Origin of the sequence: Bradyrhizobium sp. 154 (genome assembly GCF_023073875.1) — a bacterium.
Classification (GTDB): Bacteria; Pseudomonadota; Alphaproteobacteria; order Rhizobiales; family Xanthobacteraceae; genus Bradyrhizobium.
The window spans coordinates 62,112-80,774 of the sequence record NZ_JADPKG010000085.1 but is presented as its reverse complement, the minus strand read 5'-3'; the positions used below and the strand labels follow the sequence as shown (position 1 = coordinate 80,774).

16 protein-coding genes are annotated in these 18,663 nt (G+C 65.6%); 12 read left to right on the top strand and 4 right to left on the bottom strand.

The genetic code is table 11. The annotated features are described in order from the left end of the window. Window positions 1–151 precede the first annotated feature (151 nt). From IVA92_RS19925 to blaBJP, 4 genes are all read left to right on the top strand, one after another. Window positions 152–448, top strand: coding sequence for a hypothetical protein (locus IVA92_RS19925; protein ID WP_247280471.1), 297 nt, complete (start codon window positions 152–154; stop codon window positions 446–448). A 316-nt stretch (window positions 449–764) separates the two neighbouring features. Next, on the top strand, window positions 765–1,904 hold the full coding sequence (locus tag IVA92_RS19920; RefSeq protein WP_247280470.1) for a hypothetical protein: 1,140 nt from the start codon (window positions 765–767) through the stop codon (window positions 1,902–1,904). A 61-nt stretch (window positions 1,905–1,965) separates the two neighbouring features. Next, window positions 1,966–2,241, top strand: coding sequence for a Plug domain-containing protein (locus IVA92_RS19915; protein ID WP_247280469.1), 276 nt, complete (start codon window positions 1,966–1,968; stop codon window positions 2,239–2,241). A 171-nt stretch (window positions 2,242–2,412) separates the two neighbouring features. Then, window positions 2,413–3,297, top strand: a complete 885-nt coding sequence (blaBJP, locus tag IVA92_RS19910; RefSeq protein WP_247280468.1) for a BJP family subclass B3 metallo-beta-lactamase — start codon at window positions 2,413–2,415, stop codon at window positions 3,295–3,297. Between the two features lie 100 nt (window positions 3,298–3,397). Here blaBJP and hutU read toward each other — a convergent pair whose 3' ends face one another. From hutU to hutI, 3 genes are read right to left on the bottom strand one after another with little or no spacing between them, the layout of a single operon-like run. Next, window positions 3,398–5,065 carry a urocanate hydratase gene (gene hutU / locus IVA92_RS19905; protein ID WP_247280467.1) on the bottom strand — a complete coding sequence of 556 codons (1,668 nt, stop codon included), beginning with the start codon at window positions 5,063–5,065 and terminating at the stop codon, window positions 3,398–3,400. 9 nt (window positions 5,066–5,074) lie between these two features. Next, on the bottom strand, window positions 5,075–6,634 hold the full coding sequence (gene hutH / locus IVA92_RS19900; protein WP_247280466.1) for a histidine ammonia-lyase: 1,560 nt from the start codon (window positions 6,632–6,634) through the stop codon (window positions 5,075–5,077). Next, on the bottom strand, window positions 6,631–7,845 hold the full coding sequence (gene hutI / locus IVA92_RS19895) for an imidazolonepropionase (RefSeq protein ID WP_247280465.1): 1,215 nt from the start codon (window positions 7,843–7,845) through the stop codon (window positions 6,631–6,633). Before hutI ends, hutH begins: the two co-directional genes overlap by 4 nt. Before the next feature lie 82 nt (window positions 7,846–7,927). On the opposite strand from hutI, the gene IVA92_RS19890 reads away from it, so the two are divergent. The 8 genes from IVA92_RS19890 to IVA92_RS19855 all read left to right on the top strand — a co-directional run bounded on the left by IVA92_RS19890 (window position 7,928) and on the right by IVA92_RS19855 (window position 16,102). Continuing rightward, window positions 7,928–9,286, top strand: coding sequence for a formimidoylglutamate deiminase (locus IVA92_RS19890; RefSeq protein ID WP_247280464.1), 1,359 nt, complete (start codon window positions 7,928–7,930; stop codon window positions 9,284–9,286). Continuing rightward, complete coding sequence (hutC, locus tag IVA92_RS19885; protein ID WP_247280463.1) at window positions 9,283–10,011, top strand: histidine utilization repressor; 729 nt, start codon at window positions 9,283–9,285, stop codon at window positions 10,009–10,011. Before IVA92_RS19890 ends, hutC begins: the two co-directional genes overlap by 4 nt. A 106-nt stretch (window positions 10,012–10,117) precedes the next feature. Next, window positions 10,118–11,062: an ABC transporter substrate-binding protein gene (locus tag IVA92_RS19880; protein ID WP_247280462.1), complete on the top strand. Its 945-nt coding sequence runs from the start codon at window positions 10,118–10,120 to the stop codon at window positions 11,060–11,062. Between the two features lie 71 nt (window positions 11,063–11,133). Continuing rightward, window positions 11,134–11,907 (top strand): ABC transporter permease, encoded by a 774-nt coding sequence (locus IVA92_RS19875; protein ID WP_247280626.1) that lies wholly within the window; start codon window positions 11,134–11,136, stop codon window positions 11,905–11,907. Beyond that, window positions 11,904–12,689 carry an ABC transporter ATP-binding protein gene (locus IVA92_RS19870; RefSeq protein ID WP_247280461.1) on the top strand — a complete coding sequence of 262 codons (786 nt, stop codon included), beginning with the start codon at window positions 11,904–11,906 and terminating at the stop codon, window positions 12,687–12,689. The genes IVA92_RS19875 and IVA92_RS19870 overlap by 4 nt, the downstream gene beginning before the upstream one ends. Beyond that, the gene (locus tag IVA92_RS19865) at window positions 12,682–13,914 is read left to right on the top strand and encodes a Zn-dependent hydrolase (protein WP_247280460.1); all 1,233 of its coding nucleotides are present in this window, start codon (window positions 12,682–12,684) and stop codon (window positions 13,912–13,914) included. Before IVA92_RS19870 ends, IVA92_RS19865 begins: the two co-directional genes overlap by 8 nt. A gap of 408 nt (window positions 13,915–14,322) precedes the next feature. Continuing rightward, on the top strand, window positions 14,323–14,460 hold the full coding sequence (locus IVA92_RS19860) for a hypothetical protein (protein ID WP_247534299.1): 138 nt from the start codon (window positions 14,323–14,325) through the stop codon (window positions 14,458–14,460). Window positions 14,461–14,941: 481 nt separating this feature from the next. Next, entirely contained in the window at window positions 14,942–16,102 is a 1,161-nt protein-coding gene (locus IVA92_RS19855; protein WP_247280459.1) for an MFS transporter, read from the top strand. Window positions 16,103–16,167: 65 nt separating this feature from the next. Here the strand turns inward: IVA92_RS19855 and IVA92_RS19850 are convergent, their stop codons facing one another. After that, the gene (locus IVA92_RS19850) at window positions 16,168–18,489 is read right to left on the bottom strand and encodes a molybdopterin guanine dinucleotide-containing S/N-oxide reductase (RefSeq protein ID WP_247280458.1); all 2,322 of its coding nucleotides are present in this window, start codon (window positions 18,487–18,489) and stop codon (window positions 16,168–16,170) included. Window positions 18,490–18,663: the final 174 nt, after the last annotated feature.

Sequence of the window (18,663 nt, the reverse complement as noted above, 5' to 3'; positions counted from 1 at the left end):
GGGTTCCTGAATAGCCACGAACTGACGAGACGGGAACCGTAAAATTTGGGTGCAACGCGAATTGATCCGAGGCGGACGCCAACAAGCCATCGTCCAGGAACGTCGTCAGCACCGGCATGTTGTCTTCGAGGTGAAAGGCAAGGAGACTGCGATGAAGAAGATCATTTTGACATCCGCGTGCGTCATGGCGCTGGCGACCGGGGGCGCATTCGCGCAGACACAACCCGCTCCAGGCGCATCCGGCCAGGGCGACGTCGGTCCCTCGTCGCGGGGGCCTGCGACCAAGGGCATGACGACGGGCCGTTCGTCGAACATGCAGAACGAGGCCACCGACAGCAAGGGCACACAACAGCCATCCGCAGGTGGCACCAATACGAATAACATGGGCAGCCAGGCCGGTGGCGGCGCTGGCTCCGGCGGCGGTGCAGGCTCCGGCTCCGGGCGATAGCCAAGAGAGGACGTTGCAACTTCGCCTAGCCTGAAGATTCCCCGGGAGTTCACTGCTACGCCGCGCCCCGGCTGGTGCCGATTGCTACAGCTATGCCAATGACTGCTCGCGCTGTTCAGTGAAATCAGCAATAGCGCGAGCTTTGAGATCACAATTACAAAGAAAGGCACTGGCGGTTTCCGCCTCCTGTGCTGGTGCGCCGATGTTCTGCAATTGGTCCCGCCTCGATTGACATCGGTGCGAGGGCCGGGGCAGTTTTTTACATTGCTGGCGAATCAGCGATAGCCTCACGCCGGGTACCTCTTGGACAACTCCAGTGCTTTCGAGACTGATATCGTTGCTGCGCCGCATCCCTGCGGTGAATTGGGCGTTCACCCGGCTTCGGCCCCCGCCGCACAGCGGCAGCGTTGACGTTGCACCGGGGACCGCAGATAGCCCAGCCGCCATCATCGACATTGCGGAAGCCGCTCCGGCTCGCGTCACCGACGTCAGCGCGGTCAGCGCGGAGCCTTTGCATGACAATTCTGACCTCGCGGTCACGGCTCCGGTAGCCCAGAATGAGACGGCTGTCTCTGTCGATGCGGAGAGCCCGTCGACCGGAATCGGTGTGGAAGACGCTTCATCTCCGGAGACGCTGACAGGAGCCGAGGCGGTCTCGACATTCCCGGCCGTCGAGGACGCTTCTGCTTCATCGGCCGACGTGGAGCACGATCCGGTTTTGGTTCCTGATCTCGTCATCGTCAGCGAGTCGTGCTCTGAAGTCCCGGCCGCGGTTGAACCCGTCGTCGCAGCGAAGGTTTCGCTTTCGTCTGCCGAGGTCGAGACCCCTCTCACCAGCGACAAATCCTCGCCCAGCGCTTCCGCGGCCGTCGCCGATCAAATTGCCGCCGTTGTCGTCGATACCATCAGCGTTGCTGCGGACGTGCCTGAAACCAGCTCCGACAGCGCCCCACATGGCAGCGTCGAGATCGCGCCGGCCGCCGCAAACGATCCGCCGCTCGCCACAGCCGTCGCTACGGAGGTTCCCTCTGCCTATTCGCTCGGCGCCATCACGAATATCGAGCCGGCTCCCGCTGTCGTGTCTGCTTCTCCGGAGATTCGCAGCGCACGGAAAGTTCGCGCTAGACCCGCAGAGCCCACCGATCGTGCCGCGCTGATCCGGCAGCGCTGGGCCGAGACCGGGATCAGGATGTGGAATCCGCGCCTGCACGGCACCGGCGATGCCACGCTCAACATCCAGGGCAGTGTCGGACTGCTGCCACCCGCGACCGGCGAGACGATGCCGCGCTACGACAAGCTGGAATTCAAGGTGCTCGGCGGACAAATCGTCTGCGAGGGCGTCATCGTCGAGGCGCCTGCGCATGCGAGCCAGCGCAGCTTCACCCGGCTCGCAGAGCCTGGGAAACACGATCGGGCCCGCGAGCCGGTGCGGGAGCGCCAGGCCGCTCTCGCCTGATCCTTTCTTCTGCGGCCGCCGGCGATGTGCTAGGTTGATGTCCCGACATGGGAGATCGCATATGCGCGCAAGGTCATTGTCTGTGGTCCTGCTCGCCGCCTTCTGCATCTCGCAGCCCGCTCTCGCGGCCGGGAAATGGCCGCGTCATACCGCTGCTCCCGCCGCCGGTCCAGCCACACCCTACAAGGCCGATCGGCTCTCGTCCTCGCGCAGCGAGACGATCCTCAACACGCCCGGCCAGACCACCGTGCTGACGCGGCAGGTCCTCGACGACATGAACGCGACGAGCCTCCGGGGCGCCATGCGCGCGACCGCCGGCGTGACGATCGGGCGCTAGGCTCTTGTGTAGCTTTCGGCCGGCCTGGCGCTGTTGCCGCGCGGCACATCAAACTTTCCAGACACGAAGCAGTTGCCCGCGACACCGGTCACGACGTAACTTGCGCACCGGTCGAGCCACACGATTTCCGCGCTCGATCAAGACGACAAGAACACTAATGGGAGGCAGACTATGAAGAGGCTCGCGGCCGCGCTGTGCGCGCTGGCATTGTTCGCAACTGACGCGCAGGCGCAGACCATCAAGGATTTCCTGGCCGCGGTCATGCAGAAGTGGACAGCGCCATTCGAGCCGTTTCAGCTCATCGGCAACATCTACTATGTCGGGACCGAAGGCATCGCCGTCTACGTCATCAAGACCCCGCAGGGCCTGATCCTGATGGACACGGCGATGCCCCAGTCAACCGGCATGATCAAGGACAACATCGCCAAACTCGGCTTCAAGGTTTCAGACATCAAATACATCCTCAACACGCATGCGCATCTCGACCACACCGGGGGTTTTGCCGAGATCAAGAAGGAAACCGGCGCGCAGCTCGTGGCCGGTGAGCGCGACAAGCCGCTGCTCGAAGGCGGCTACTATCCCGGCGACGAGAAGAACCAGGACCTCGCCTTCCCCGCGGTGAAGGTTGACCGCACGGTGAAGGAAGGCGACAAGGTCACACTGGGCGACGTCACGCTGACGGCGCATGCAACGTCCGGCCATTCGCCGGGCTGCACGAGCTGGGAGATGAGTGTCAAGGACGGCAAGGAGGACCGCGAGGTGCTGTTCTTCTGTAGCGGGACGGTCGCGCTGAACAGGCTGGTCGGTCAACCGACTTATCCCGGGATCGTCGATGATTATCGCGCGACATTCGCCAAGGCCAAGGCGATGAAGATCGACGTGCTGCTCGGGCCGCATCCGGAGGTCTACGGCATGCAGGCCAAGCGCGCGCAGATGAAGGACGGTGCGCCGAACCCGTTCGTCAGGCCGGGGGAGCTGGCGACCTACATCACCGGCCTTTCCGAGGATTTCGACAAGCAGCTGGCCAAACAGACCGCGGCACTGGAGAAGAAATAGCGGCCGTCTAGCATTGCCTTTGCCTCATCCTGCACAGCGATCGGCGAAGCAGAGACTGCGCCGCGACGGAGCCGCAGCCAAGGTCGCGATCTGACCGCAGCTAGGCCAGGCTCGGCAGATCGAGGCCGTTGGCGTGGGCGCACTCGATCGCGGTCTCATAGCCTGCATCGGCATGGCGCATCACGCCGCTGGCGGGATCGTTCCAGAGCACGCGCTCGATCCGCTTCGCGGCTTCCGGCGTGCCGTCGGCCACGATCACCATGCCGGCATGTTGCGAATAGCCGATGCCGACGCCGCCGCCGTGATGCAACGAGACCCAGGTCGCACCGCTGGCGCAATTGAGCAGCGCGTTGAGCAAGGGCCAATCCGACACCGCGTCCGACCCGTCCTTCATCGCCTCGGTTTCGCGGTTCGGGCTTGCCACCGAGCCGCTGTCGAGGTGATCGCGGCCGATCACGATCGGCGCTTTCAATTCCCCGCGCGCCACCATCTCGTTGAAGGCAAGGCCCAGACGATGGCGATCGCCAAGGCCGACCCAGCAGATCCGCGCCGGCAGGCCCTGGAACTTGATGCGCGCCTTGGCCATGTCAAGCCAATTGTGCAGATGCTTGTCGTCAGGCATCAGCGCCTTGACCTTGGCATCCGTCTTGAAGATGTCCTCGGGATCGCCCGAGAGTGCGGCCCAGCGGAACGGCCCGACGCCGCGGCAGAACAGGGGACGGATATAGGCGGGAACGAAGCCCGGGAAATCGAAGGCATTCTTCAGGCCCATGTCCTGCGCCATCTGGCGGATGTTGTTGCCGTAGTCGAGCGTCGGAATGCCCTGTGCGTGGAAATCCAGCATGGCCTTGACGTGCTCGACCATCGACGTCTTCGAGGCACGCTCGACCGACTTGGGATCGGACGCGCGCTTCGCCTCCCACTCTGCCAGCGTCCAGCCTTTCGGCAAGTATCCATTGACGGGGTCGTGCGCGCTGGTCTGGTCGGTGACGATGTCGGGCTTGACACCGCGGCGCACCAGCTCCGGGAAGATCTCGGCGGCATTACCGAGCAGGCCGACCGAGACCGCCTTCTTGGTCTTTCCCGCCTCTTCGATGATCGCAAGCGCTTCGTCGAGCGTTGCGGCCTGCCGATCGAGATAGCCGGTGCGCAGCCGCATGTCGATGCGGCTCGGCTGACATTCGACCGCGAGCATCGAGGCGCCGGCCATGGTTGCGGCCAGCGGCTGCGCGCCGCCCATGCCGCCAAGGCCGGCGGTGAGAATCCATTTGCCGGCGAGGCTGCCGCCATAGTGGCGACGGCCGACCTCGACAAAGGTTTCGTAGGTGCCCTGCACGATGCCCTGGCTGCCGATATAAATCCAGGAGCCCGCGGTCATCTGGCCGTACATCATCAAGCCCTTCCGATCGAGCTCGTTAAAATGATCGAGCGTCGCCCAGTGCGGCACGATATTGGAGTTCGCGATCAGCACGCGCGGTGCGTCGGCATGGGTACGGAAGACACCGACCGGTTTTCCGGACTGGATTAGCAAGGTCTGGTCGTTTTCAAGCTTGCGCAAGGCTGCCGTGATCCGATCAAAACTCTCCCAGTCGCGCGCGGCCCTGCCAATGCCGCCATAGACGACGAGCTCGCTCGGCCGCTCCGCCACATCGGGATCGAGATTGTTCATCAGCATGCGCAAGGGCGCTTCCGTCAGCCAGCTCTTGGCGCTGATGTCGCTGCCGCGGGGCGCGCGGATGGTGCGGTCATTGTCCAGTCGGCGGTTCATGCGGACCTCTTAACCAAGTCTCGGAAACGGATCGGATGGAAGTGCGGCAATCGCGATGGCCGGCAACGCGTCGGCCTCGATCAGTGCAGCTGCCTTGGCGAGATCGCCGGCCATGTAGCGGTCGGCACCGAGTGCGGGCACTTGCTCACGAAGCGCGGCAATGACGGCAGCGAGCGGCGCGCTGGTCGCATGCGGCGCACGAAGCGTGATGCCTTGGGCGGCGACCAGAAGCTCGATGCCGAGAATGGCGGCGAGATTATCGGCCATGTCGGACAGGCGCCGCGCGGCATGCGCGGCCATCGAGACATGGTCCTCCTGGTTGGCGCTGGTCGGGGTCGAGTCGATCGAGCAGGCGAGCGCCCGCTGCTTATTTTCGGCATAGAGCGCGGCCGCCGTGACCTCGGCGATCATGAAGCCGGAATTGATGCCGGGGTCGGGCGTCAGGAACGGCGGCAGGCCGAAATTGAGTGCGGGGTCAACCAGCGTCGCGATGCGCCGCTCGCTGATTGCGCCGATCTCCGACAGCGCGAGCGCAATCGCGTCGGCGGCAAAGGCCACCGGCTCCGCGTGAAAATTGCCGCCGGAGACGATCTCGCCCGTCTCGACCAGCAGCAGCGGATTGTCGGTGACGGCGTTGGCCTCGATCATCAGCGTGCGCGCCGCCTGCGTGATCTGGTCGAGCGCTGCGCCCGCGACCTGCGGCTGACAGCGCAGGCAATAGGGGTCCTGCACGCGCTCGTCGCCTTCGAGATGCGACAGGCGGATGTCGCTGCCGTCGAGCAGCGCCGTCAGCGTCGCCGCCGCGGCGATCTGCCCGGCGTGGCCGCGCAGCGCCTGGATTTCGGGGCGGAACGGCGCCGTCGAGGCCATCGCCGCATCGACGGACAGCGCCCCCGTGACGAGCGCGGCGCGAGCGAGGCGGAATGCGCGCAGCACGCCCGAGATGGCGTAGGCGGTCGAGAACTGCGTCCCGTTGATCAGCGCGAGCCCTTCCTTAGGCCCCAGCGTCAGCGGCGCGAGTCCGGCGGACTTTAGCGCTTCGGCGCCAGATACAATTTTCCCGTCAACGATCGCCTGCCCTTCGCCGATCATCACGGCCGTCATATGCGCAAGTGGTGCAAGATCGCCGGATGCGCCCACGGAGCCCTGCTGCGGCACCAGCGGATAGACACCCAGCGCCAACATGTCCTGCAGCTGCTCGATCAGCTCGCGGCGGACGCCCGAGGCGCCGCGGCCGAGCGAGACGATCTTCAGCGCCATCATCAGCCGCACGATCGATTCGGGTGTCGCCGGGCCGACGCCGCAGCAATGCGAGACGATCAGGTTGCGCTGGAGCAGCGCGGTCTGATCCGGCGGAATGCGCTTCGACGCAAGCTTCCCGAAGCCGGTGTTGATGCCGTAGACGGGGACATCCGCGCGCGCGGCTCTTGCGACGATCTCCGCCGCTGCTTCGACGCGCGCCCAAAACGAGGGATCGAGCACGACGGGCGCACCATCGAGCACACGCCCGAGATCGTCGAGACTGACCGTCCCCGGTCTGACGACGATCGCTGTGTCTCGCTCCGTCACTGCCCCCTCCATACCCGCCCGTGCAGCGGATTGAAGCCGATCCGGTAGACAAGCTCGGCCGGCCGCTCGCTGTCCCAGATCGCGAGGTCGCACCATTTGCCGGCCTCTAACGTACCGCTCTCATCCAGCACGCCCAGCGCCCGCGCCCCCTCGCGCGTCACGCCGGCAAGGCATTCGGCCACTGTCATCCCGAACAGAGTCGCCCCCATGTTCATCGCGAGCAGCAGCGAGGTCAGCGGTGAGCTGCCGGGATTGCAGTCGGTCGCCAGCGCCATGTGGACGCCAAGCTTGCGAAACGTCTCGACCGGCGGCTTTTGCGTCTCGCGGATGAAGTAGAAGGCGCCGGGCAGCAGCACCGCTACCGTTCCGGCCTTGGCCATCGCGACGGCGCCGGCTTCATCGGTGTGCTCGAGATGATCGGCCGAGAGCGCGGAGAATTTCGCGGCAAGCGCAGCACCTCCGAGATTCGAGAGCTGGTCGGCATGGAGCTTGACCGGCAGTCCAAGTCCCCTCGCTGTCTCGAACACCCGCGCGGTCTGCCCGGCGGAGAACGCGATGCCTTCCATGAAGGCATCGACGGCATCGGCAAGGCCCGCCTTTGCGATCACGGGCAGCATCTCATGGCACACGAGATCGATGTAACGATCCTTGTTGCCCTCCGCCTCCGGCGGCAGTGCATGCGCGCCGAGGAAGGAGGTGCGGATCGCAATCGGCCGCCGACCAGAGAGGCTGCGCGCGGCGGCAAGCTGACGCATCTCGGTCTCGGTATCGAGACCATAGCCGGACTTGATCTCGACCGTGGTTGCGCCCTCGGCGATCAAGGCGTCGAGCCGCGGCAGCGCGCCTGCGACGAGCTCGACCTCGCTCGCCTGCCGCGTCGCAGCCACCGTCGAGACGATGCCGCCGCCGGCGCGGGCGATCTCCTCGTAGCTCGCACCCTTCAGGCGCAGCTCGAACTCGTGCGCGCGGTTGCCCCCATAGACCAGATGGGTGTGGCAATCGATGAGACCGGGCGTGATCCAGCGTCCCGCGCAATCGATCTTTTCCACCGCATCGGCATCCGCCGGAAAATCGGTCTGCGCGCCCGCATAGACGATACGGCCGCCGCGCGTGGCGATGACGCCCCGCTCGATCTCGCCAAGATCAGGACGGTCAGCCCGCATCGTGGCGAGCCGGGCATTGTGCCAGATCCGGTCGAAGCGCTCTGCCATGCAACGGCCCCTTCGTGCGATGCTTGACTTATATGTCTAGACATATAATCGTGGGGCGGTTCTGTCCAGCCGGCGTGTAATCATGACCCGACTGCATTTCGCCTCCGCGCTCCTGCCCTCGGGCTGGGCCAATGACGTGCAGGTGGTCGTCACCGCCGGCGCGATCGCGGCGGTGACGCCGGGCGTGGCCCCGGTAGCCGGCGACGAGCGCCACGCAATCGCGCTTCCGGGATTGGCGAGCCTGCACAGCCACGCGTTCCAGCGCGGCATGGCGGGTCTCGCCGAGCTGCGCGGCGATAGCACCGACACCTTCTGGACCTGGCGCGAGACGATGTATCGCTTCGCGCTGGCGATGACGCCGGACGACGTCGTGGCGGTTGCAACGCTGCTCTATATCGAGATGCTGGAGCAGGGTTTCACCCGCGTCGGCGAATTCCACTATCTGCATCATGATCGCGATGGCTCGCCCTACGCCGACGTCGGCGAGGTGGCCACGCGCATCGTACAGGCTGCCGAAACGTCGGGCATTGCGCTGACGCTGCTGCCGAGCTTTTATGCGCACGGCTCATTTGGAGGCGCACCGCCGCATGCAGGCCAACGCCGCTTCATTTGCTCGGTCGATCAGTTCGCCGCCCTTATGGCCGCCTCGCGCAAGGCGATCAGCGGGTTGCCGGGCGCCAATATCGGCATCGCGCCGCATAGTCTGCGCGCGGTGACGCCTGACGAGCTCAAGTCGATCATTCCGCTTGCCGATGGCGGGCCGGTGCACATTCACGCCGCCGAGCAGGTGAAGGAAGTCGAGGATTGCCTGGCATGGTCGGGACGGCGACCTGTGCAATGGTTGCTGGAGCACGCGCCGGTCGATCAAAGCTGGTGCCTCATCCACGCCACCCACACGACGAATGAGGAAGTCATCGCATTCGCCAAGACCGGCGCGGTCGCGGGTCTCTGTCCGATCACCGAAGCAAGCCTCGGCGACGGCATCTTTCCGGCACGCGAATTCCTCGATGCCGGCGGCGCGTTCGGTGTGGGCACCGATTCCAACGTGCTGATCGGCGTCGCCGACGAGTTACGCCAGCTCGAATATGGCCAGCGCCTCAAGCATCGCCAGCGTAACGTGCTCTCCAGCGGCGCCGGGCGCTCGACCGGACGCACGCTGTTCGACCATGCGCTTGCGGGCGGTGCACAAGCGCTGGCGCAGACGACCGTCGGCCTTGCGCCGGGAGCGCGCGCTGACATCGTCACGCTCGACACGGCACATCCATCTCTGGCGGGACGCGCACGCGACGCCATCATCGACGCCTGGATCTTTGCGGCCGGCAGCGGCGCAATCGATTGCGTTTGGGCCGGCGGCGACAAAGTGGTTGAGGGCGGCCGGCACAAGCTGCGCCAAGCCGCCCGCGAGCGCTTCAACGCCTCCGTCCGGAGGCTCGTCGCATGAGCCTCGCAACCGATGCGGCCGACAAGCCGACGCTCTACAAGCGAATCCGCGCCGATATCGAAAAGTGCATCTTGACCGGCGAATGGCCCCCCGGGCATCGCATCCCCTTCGAGCACGAGCTGGTCGCGCGCTACGGCTGCTCGCGCATGACGGTGAACAAGGCGCTGTCGGAGCTGGCGCAAGCCGACCTGATCGAACGGCGGCGGCGCGCCGGCTCCTTCGTGCGCCGGCCGCAGCATCAGTCTGCCGTGCTCAAGATCGCCGACATCCGTGCCGAGATCATCTCGCTCGGCCGCAGCTACGGCTACGAGCTGATCGGCCGCAAGCTGCGCACAGCGACCGCCGCTGACCGCGCCCGCCTCGGCGTCAAGAAGTCCGGCAAGGTGGTCGCGATCGCCTGCCGGCATAGCGCCGACAACGTGCCGTTCGCCGTCGAGGACAGGCTGATCGACCTTGCGTCCGTGCCGAACGCTGCGACCGCGGATTTCTCGCGCGAGCCGCCAGGCTCGTGGCTACTCCACCATGTCCCGTGGACCGAGGCCGAGCATACCATCAGCGCCATTGTTGCGGATCATCGCGCCGCGAAGGCACTTGACATCGCGGTCGGCGCGCCCTGCCTCGTGATCGACCGCTATACCTGGCGCAGCGCGCGCACGATCACCGCGGTGCGCCTGCTCTATCCCGGTGACTCTCACCGCCTTGTCGCACGATTCAAGGGAGGCTGAGAGAATAATGGCGGCACAATTCGTGCAATGCTTCGGGCAACGGTCCAAATGGACCGACAAGGATCAACACGACGTCAATCCATCGATCGGCAAGAGGACGACAATCATGCGTAGTTCGAAAGTATTTGTGACAATCATTGCCCTCGCGGCCTCCACTCCGGTGCTCGCCGACGACATCAAGGTCGGCATCGGCATCTCCGGATGGACGGGCTTTGCGCCGCTGACGCTGGCGAAGGAAGCCGGCATCTTCAAGAAGAACGGCCTCGACGTCACCATCAAGAAAATCCCGCAGAAGGACCGTCACCTCGCGATCGCCTCCGGAGACGTCCAGTGCGCGGCAACGACCGTCGAGACCTGGATTTCCTGGAACGCCAACGGGGTCGCCACCAAGCAGATCTTCCAGCTCGACAAGAGCTACGGCGCCGACGGCATGGCCGTCCGCAACGACCTGGCCTCGATCAAGGACCTGAAGGGCAAGACCGTCGCGGCCTCCGCGCCCGGCACCTCGCCTTATTTCGCGCTGGCCTGGATGCTCAAGAAAAATGGCCTGTCGGTGAAAGACGTCACCGTCGTCAACCTCGAGCCGGCTGCAGCTGCGCAGGCCTTCGTCTCCGGCCAGAACGATGCCGCGATGACCTATGAACCCTATCTTTCGACCGTGCGCGCCGCGCCGGACAAGGGCAAGATCATCGCGACCACGCTCGACTACCCGATGGTCATGGACACTTTTGGCTGCACGCCGAAGTTCCTAACGGAGAACCCCAAGGCCGCCAAGGCGCTCGCCGACAGCTATTTCGAGGCGCTCGACATGATCGCCAAGGATCAGGCCAAGGCCTACGAGATCATGGGCGCCGATGTGAAGCAGACCGGCGAGCAGTTCGGCAATTCGGCGAAATATCTGCGCTGGCAGGACAAGGCCGCGAACCAGAAGTTCTTCGCCGGCGATTTCCTGACTTTCAACAAGGAGGCCGCCGACCTCCTGCTCGAAATCGGCATCATCAAGGCCGCGCCGAAGGTCGAGGACCTCTTCGACGCGAGCTTCATCAAGTAAACCTCTGCAAGTTGCCGGTTCCGCTGAAGCGCGGGACCGGCGCATGATCGGCTATTCGGATAGACAGTTTGATGCGTCCCCTGGATCCCGTGACATCGAAGCAACGCATGGCGTACGGCCTTGCATTCTTCGTGCTGTTCGTTGCCCTCTGGTCGTGGGCAACGCTCGGCGGCCATGTGTCGAAGACCTTCCTCGCCAACCCGCTGACCATGGTGCAGGAAGGGTATGACCTGCTGGCCAAGCAGGGCTTCGTCTACGATATCGGCATGACGATCTGGCGCGTCGTCGGCGGCTTCGCTCTCGCCGCGATCATCGCGGTGCCGCTTGGCGTGCTCATGGGCGCCTACAAGCCGGTCGAAGCGTTCCTCGAACCGTTCGTCTCCTTTGCGCGCTACTTGCCTGCCTCCGCATTCATTCCGCTCCTGATCCTGTGGGCCGGCATCGGCGAGTTGCAGAAGCTGCTCGTCATCTTCATCGGCTCGGTGTTCCAGGTCATCCTGATGGTCGCCGTGACCGTCGGCGCGACGCGCCGTGACCTGGTCGAGGCGGCCTATACACTCGGGGCCAGCGACCGCGGCATCATCCGCCGCGTGCTGCTGCCTTCCTCCGCGCCCGAGATCGCGGAAATCCTGCGGCTGGTGCTGGGCTGGGCCTGGACCTACGTCATCGTCGCCGAACTGATCGGCTCGTCCTCCGGCATCGGCCACATGATCACCGACAGTCAGGCGCTGCTCAACACCGGCCAGATCATCTTCGGCATCATCGTGATCGGATTGATTGGCTTGATCTCGGACTTCCTGTTCAAGGCGTTCAATGCCTGGCTGTTTCCATGGAAGCTCGCATGACGACGCTCAAGATCGAACAGGTTTCGCGCACCTTCCCGGCACGCCACGGCAACGCGCCGACCAAGGCGCTGGAGCCGACCAATCTCATCATCGGCAACAACGATTTCGTTACGATCCTCGGCCCATCGGGCTGCGGCAAGTCCACGCTGCTCCGCATCGTCGCGGGCCTGGATCGCCCGACCAGCGGGCGAGTCACGCTTGACGGGCGCGAGGTGGCCGGCCCTGGCGCAGATCGCGGCATGGTGTTCCAGTCCTACACGTTGTTCCCCTGGCTGACCGTGCGCGAGAACATCGCCTTCGGCCTGCGCGAGCGCGGCGTGCCGCAAGACGAGCGCAAACGGATCGCCGATGCCTTCATCCGCCAGGTCGGACTGTCCGGCTTCGAGAACCACTGGCCGAAGCAACTCTCCGGCGGCATGCAGCAGCGCACCGCGATCGCTCGCGCGCTCGCCAACGATCCGAAGATCCTGCTGCTCGACGAGCCGTTCGGCGCGCTGGACAACCAGACCCGCGCCTTGATGCAGGAGATGCTGCTGGGGATCTGGGAGCGCGACCAGAAGACGGTGCTGTTCGTGACCCACGACATCGAGGAGGCGATCTTCCTCGGTAGCCGCGTCGTCGTCATGAGCGCGCGCCCGGGCCGGATCAAGGCCGAGATCCATGTGGAGCTGCCGCATCCGCGCTCCTACAAGATCAAGACCACGCCGGAATTCGTCAAGCTCAAGGAGCGGCTGGTCGAGGAGATTCGCACCGAGGCGCTGAAGGTTGCCGAACATGCCTGACACTCCGCCCTGCGCCGACGGGAAACGCGTCCTCGCCGACCTCAACGCGCTGCGCGCCATCGGCGCCTACAAGACCGGCGTGCACAAGCCGACCTTCTCCGAGCCGCACAAGCTTTCGCTGGACTGGCTGATCCGGAAGCTGCCTGACGCCGGCCTCTCCGCTGCCATCGACGGCATCGGCAACGTCTTCGGTACCAGCGCGAAGCCGGGACCGAAGCTGCTGGCGGGATCGCATCTTGAGAGCCAGAACTACGCCGGCTGGCTCGACGGTCCGCTCGGCGTCGTCTATGCGCTCGAGGCGGCACGCGTGCTCAACGCCGATCCCTCGTTCGAAGGCGCGGTCGAGGTCGCCGCCTGGTGCGACGAGGAAGGACATTTTGGGCATTTCCTCGGCTCACGCTCCTATGTCGGTCAGGTGACCGAGGCCGACATCGATGCTGCCCGCGACCGCACCAGCGGCCGCACCATGCGCGACGCACTCGCCGACATGGGGCTCGCAGGACGTCCGCGCATCACCGCCCCGCCCGGCCGGCACGTCGGATATCTGGAGGCCCATATCGAGCAGGGCGACACGCTCGAAAGTGGCCGCCTCGCGATCGGCGTCGTGACCTCCATCGTCGGCATCTGGCAATACCGGATCAAGTTCGTCGGCGAGCAGAACCACGCCGGCACCACGCGCATGGCCGTGCGAAAGGATGCGGGCCTGGCGCTGGCCAAATTCTGCGTCGCGATCGACGAGCGTTTCCCTGATGCCTGCGGCCCGCGCACGGTGTGGACCACCGGTCGCATCACGCTCGATCCCGGCGCACCCAGCATCATTCCTGGCGGCGCGGAAATGCTGTTCCAGATGCGCGACGACGACCCGGCGGTCATCGCGCGGTTGGAGCAGTTGCTGCGGACTATGGCGGACGAGGTCAATGCGAAGGGCCCCTGCACCGTCGCGGTGGAGAAACTGCGCACCGGCGCGCCGGCCATGATGAACGCCGGCTTTCAGGATGCGATCGAAGCCGCAAGCAAGGCCCTGGCCGGCGGGCGATCGGTCCGCATGCCCAGCGGCGCCGGGCACGATGCGCAGATGCTGGCAACGATCATGCCCGCGGGGATGCTGTTCGTACCATCGATCGGCGGCATCAGCCACCACTGGACCGAGAATACCGCCGATGCCGACATCGTCACCGGCGCGCAGGTGTTCGTCGATGCCTGTCGGCGCATCCTCGGCGGTTAGAACGAGCTTCTCCCCGCGAAAGCGGGGAATTTAGTACGCCACGGCCTGTCGATTGATCCACAACGGTCTCGGAGTACTGGATCGCCCGGCCAAGGCCGAGCGAAGACAGCGCGTGTAGTCGCAGACACGCCTTCGCATTCTCGCGGCGGATTTCGCCCGAGCTTTGCTTCGGCGCTCCACCCTCAAAGCCGGGAGGGCGCAGGGAAGGCCGGATGCCGGCTGGCACCCACGGTCTGCTGTGCGAAAGGCACACGCAGAAAACTGCACAGCGGCATACAGGTGAAGCCCAACACACGGCCTTCCCTGCGCAGTGGTTTGACGGCTTATGCCGCGCTCTCCTGGGAGCCGAATTCGTTCTGGCCTCCCTCGCCCTCGTAGAAGTCACGGACACCGCGCCGGTTGACGCCAATGCCGCATCCGCAAGAGCTTGACCGTAGCAACGACGGCCAGGACCACACGGTTTTGCCGTACGCGCGGCTCGCCTGCGCCGCAGGGTTCGACGGCGTTGTGCACCTTGCCATCGACATGCTGGCGCGACGAACCTGACAGCGCCGTCCGTCTGCGCGAAGTTTAAGGGCTCACGGAGAGCAATCCGCCCTGCCCCTGGCCTCTCGCGCCCGACGCTGCCGCGTCCACCGCAAGCCCGGCTCCGCGATCATCACGACACATGACCGCCCCTCTCGGATGAGCCGGGATGGGCGACACATACGCCATTTCCGAATTTCGGTAAAGCGAAATATTTTTTCCCTTAGGGCTTGACGCCGACACATATGGAAACGATCGGGTGTTTTGCCTCACGGACCCGCGCCGGCCTGGCTAGTCTGTTTACATCCATCCACATTTCACCAGCTGGGGCGCCTAGTCCCACCTCGCCCAGCCGATGCGCGGGGCCATGGGGCCTCTCCCCCGCCGGCGCCCGCTTGCATTTTTCACGAGCTGCCTGCGACAATTCGTGCACCGCTCGGACATAATGGCGCGGCAATCCTGGGGCTTGTCGGCCGCCCGCCCATGCTCCCCCGGAGTTCCCATGCTTTCTGCCGATCGGCCGGCAACACGCCTTGCGACCCGGCTCGCCTTCCTCGTCGCGGGCTTCGGCATTGCGTGCTGGGCACCGCTGGTGCCGTTCGCGAAGACGCGCCTCGGCGTCGACGACGGCATGCTCGGATTGCTGCTGCTCAGCCTCGGCATCGGCTCGGTCCTCGCCATGCTTCTGACCGGCGTGCTGAGTGCGCGCTACGGCAGCAGACCGATCATCATCGCGGGCGGGCTCGGTCTCGCCCTGGTGTTGCCGCTGCTTGCGATCGCAAGCTCGCCCTCAGCGCTGGCGCTGGCGCTCTTTGCGTTCGGGGCCGCGCTCGGCTCGATCGACGTCGCCACGAACATCCATGCGGTGGAGGTGGAGCGCGCCGCAGCCAGTCCGCTGATGTCCGGCTTCCACGCGCTGTTCAGCATCGGCGGTTTCGCCGGCTCTGCGCTGATGACGGCACTGCTCTCGCTGCAATTCGGCGCGCTCACCTGCGCGCTGGTCTGCTCTATCCTGATGTTGATCGCGATGTTGGTGACCTGGCCGCGCCTGCTCCGCTCAGCGCAGGTGCAGGACGGCCCTCTGTTCGTGCTGCCGCACGGATCGGTGCTCCTGCTCGCGCTGCTTGGCGCCATCACCTTCCTCGTCGAAGGCGCGATGCTCGATTGGGGAGCTCTGCTCGTCATCGGCGCGGGTCTCGTCTCGGAGGCGCAAGGCGGCGCCGGCTATATGGTGTTCTCGATCGCGATGACCGTGGGGCGGCTCGGCGGCGACGCCGTCGTCGCACGCATCGGAGACCGCGCCACGCTGTTGTGGGGAAGCCTCATCGCCATCGCGGGCTTCGTGGTCCTGCTCACGGCTCCCGTTGCGGCGGTTGCCATAGCCGGCTTCCTGCTCATCGGCCTCGGCGCATCGAATCTGGTGCCGGTGCTGTTCCGCGGGGCGGCCAAGCAGAAAGCCATGCCAACGGGCCTCGCCGTCGCGGCGATCACGACTGCCGGCTATGCCGGCGTCCTCCTCGGTCCCGCCGGCGTCGGCTTCGTTGCTCGCGCCAGTGGGCTGCCAACGGCGTTCTGGCTGCTCGCCGCGCTGATGGGTCTGGTCACGCTGTCGGCAGGCATCGTCACGAAGGAGCAGCACCGGACATCGCGCGCCCGGGCGTGAGCGGCCGATGCTGGACGAGCGGTCCCGGAATACGCTCGCGCTCCATCCGGGCTTCGACGAATACCCTACACCGGATCGAACGCCCGGATCGGTGGCAGATTGCCCGTGAACTTTTCCACCTCGACCGCTGTCAACTGCCCCGTGCAACCTTGCGCCAGGGACGAGGTGCCGATGTCGCGGGTGAGCACGTTCGGATTGCCGTGCACGCAGAGCGGCGCGTCGTCCTCGGGATCCATCGGGTCATACCACGCGCCGGTCGGCAGTTGCACCACGCCGGGCGCGATGCCGTCGGTGACGTGAACTGCGGCAAGGCAGGCGCCGCGGTCGTTGAACAGGCGGATGATATCGCCATCCCTGATGCCGCGCGCATCAGCGTCACGCGGATTCATGCGCGCGACCTCGCGGCCGCGGTGTTTGGCGGCCAGCGAATGGCCGCCGAAATCGAGCTGGCTATGCAGGCGCGTCACCGGCTGGTTGGCGACGAGGAAGCACGGCGCACCGGGCTTCGGTGTGTCGGTCTTCTCCAGCCAGACCGGATGACCGGGACAATCCGCATCACCATGGCCTGCGATCTTCGCCGAGAAGATCTCGATGCGGCCGCTCGGCGTCGGCAAGGCGTGACCTGTGGGATCCTCACGGAAGCGGCGCAGCCTGCCGCCGTCATCGGGCTGCTGCGGCACGATCAGGCTGCCGCGTTGCCAAAATTCATCGAAGCTCGGCGCCTCCAGGCCACGCTTGGCCAGCGAGGCGCGGGTCGGCTCATACAGATGCTCGAGCCACTGCCGCGAGCTGCGGCCTTCAGTGAAAGGTTCGCGCGCACCGAGACGCTCGGCGAGATCGGCGAAGATCTCATAGTCGTCGCGCGAAAGACCAAACGGCTCGGCGATCCGGTGCATGGCGACCATGAGGGGATCGTTGGTGGAATAGCCGATGTCCTCGCGCTCCAGCGTCATGGTCGCGGGCAGCACGATGTCGGCATGCCGGGCCGTCGCGGTCCAGCCGAGCTCGTGCACGACCAGCGTGTCGACTTTCGCAAACGCCTTGCGCAGACGGTTGATGTCCTGGTGGTGATGGAAGGGATTGCCGCCGGCCCAGTAGACGAGGCGGATGTCCGGATAGGTGCGCGTCTCGCCATTGTAACGGTAGGTAGCGCCCGGGTGGAGCAGCATGTCCGCGATGCGCGCGACCGGAATGAAATCGGCAACGCCGTTGCGGCCCTGCCCCAGCGTCGGTCCTGGCACGTCGTTGACGCGGCGGCCGTAATAGCCGATCGCACCTAACGAATAGGCATAGCCACCGCCGGACAGACCGATCTGGCCGAGCGCTGCCGCCAGCACCAGCCCCATCCACACTGGCTGCTCGCCATGTTCGGCGCGCTGCAGCGAATGCGATACGGTGATGAGTGCGCGCTTTCCGGCGAGCCGGCGCGCCAGCGCGCGGATATTGTCGGCGTCGACGCCGCAGATCGGGGCGGCCCATTCGGCGTGCTTCGCTTGCCCATCGCTCTCGCCGGTGAGATAGCGCAGGAAGACGGGCCACCCCTCCGTATAGCGATCGAGGAAGGCCTGATCGTGCAAGCCTTCGCTCACCAGCGTGTGGACGATGCCGAGCATCAGCGCGGTATCGGTGCCGGGCACGCAGCTCAGCCATTCGGCGCCGGCTTCGACCGGAAGATCGTCGCGCAGCGGGCTGACCAGGACGAACTCGCAGCCGCGCCGGCGTGCCGCTGCCATGGCGCCGCGCTCGACATGCTTGCTGATCGAGCCGCCGGCGACCATGGAATTCTTTAGCGCCATGCCGCCGAAGGCCAGCACGATCTCGGTGTCAGAGGCGATCTGCTCCCAGGTGACGTTGCGCTTGGTGATATCCTCGTATCCGGCCAGGATCTGCGGCAGCAGCACCGAGGACGCGCCGGAAGAATAGGTGTTGACCGAGCGCACATAGCCGCCCATCGCGATGTTGAGGAAGCGATGCACCTGGCTCTGGGCGTGATGAAAGCGGCCCGCGCTCGACCAGCCATAGGAGCCGCCGAACACGGCGCCGGGGCCGTGCGTGTCGCGGACACGCGCCAGCTCGTCACCGAGCAGATCGAGCGCCTTCTCCCAGCTCACGGAGACAAATTCGTCGCGGCCGCGGCGATCGTCCGGGCCGGGACCGCGCTCGAGCCAGCCGCGGCGGATCGCCGGCTGGGCGATGCGGACCTGATGCCGCAGAGCGCCCGGAAAATTGTCGATGATGCCGTTCGGATCGGGATCCCCCGCATAGGCCCTCACCTCGAGCCCGGCCTTGCCTTGACGCGCGGAAAACACGCCCCAATGCGAAGTATGCGGCTTGAAGCCGTCGGACAGGTCGAGGCCGGGGTCGGGGAAGCCAATCGTGTCGTCCATTAGATCGTCCTTGTTCCGGTATGTGGTGGCAGTATAGCGATCCGCATCCCGATGTCATCGAGATCCGGGCTGATGCAAACGCCGGGCTCCCGTGTGTGAAGGGCAAGGCATCGAGCGGAGCACGAGCGCGGCACGGGGCTCGTATTGGTCCTCAACCTGTGCGATATGCGTCCC

Excerpts from the sequence above, each read along its gene's own strand:
- IVA92_RS19925 (WP_247280471.1), top strand. The coding sequence starts at position 152 with ATGAAGAAGATCATTTTGACATCCGCGTGCGTCATGGCGCTGGCGACC.
- IVA92_RS19890 (WP_247280464.1), top strand. The coding sequence starts at position 7,928 with ATGACCCGACTGCATTTCGCCTCCGCGCTCCTGCCCTCGGGCTGGGCC.
- hutC (WP_247280463.1), top strand. The coding sequence starts at position 9,283 with ATGAGCCTCGCAACCGATGCGGCCGACAAGCCGACGCTCTACAAGCGA.
- IVA92_RS19875 (WP_247280626.1), top strand. The coding sequence starts at position 11,134 with ATGCGTCCCCTGGATCCCGTGACATCGAAGCAACGCATGGCGTACGGC.
- hutU (WP_247280467.1), bottom strand. The coding sequence starts at position 5,065 with ATGAACCGCCGACTGGACAATGACCGCACCATCCGCGCGCCCCGCGGC.
- IVA92_RS19880 (WP_247280462.1), top strand. The coding sequence starts at position 10,118 with ATGCGTAGTTCGAAAGTATTTGTGACAATCATTGCCCTCGCGGCCTCC.
- blaBJP (WP_247280468.1), top strand. The coding sequence starts at position 2,413 with ATGAAGAGGCTCGCGGCCGCGCTGTGCGCGCTGGCATTGTTCGCAACT.
- IVA92_RS19855 (WP_247280459.1), top strand. The coding sequence starts at position 14,942 with ATGCTTTCTGCCGATCGGCCGGCAACACGCCTTGCGACCCGGCTCGCC.
- IVA92_RS19860 (WP_247534299.1), top strand. The coding sequence starts at position 14,323 with ATGCCGCATCCGCAAGAGCTTGACCGTAGCAACGACGGCCAGGACCAC.
- IVA92_RS19870 (WP_247280461.1), top strand. The coding sequence starts at position 11,904 with ATGACGACGCTCAAGATCGAACAGGTTTCGCGCACCTTCCCGGCACGC.
- IVA92_RS19915 (WP_247280469.1), top strand. The coding sequence starts at position 1,966 with ATGCGCGCAAGGTCATTGTCTGTGGTCCTGCTCGCCGCCTTCTGCATC.
- IVA92_RS19850 (WP_247280458.1), bottom strand. The coding sequence starts at position 18,489 with ATGGACGACACGATTGGCTTCCCCGACCCCGGCCTCGACCTGTCCGAC.
- IVA92_RS19865 (WP_247280460.1), top strand. The coding sequence starts at position 12,682 with ATGCCTGACACTCCGCCCTGCGCCGACGGGAAACGCGTCCTCGCCGAC.
- hutI (WP_247280465.1), bottom strand. The coding sequence starts at position 7,845 with ATGGCAGAGCGCTTCGACCGGATCTGGCACAATGCCCGGCTCGCCACG.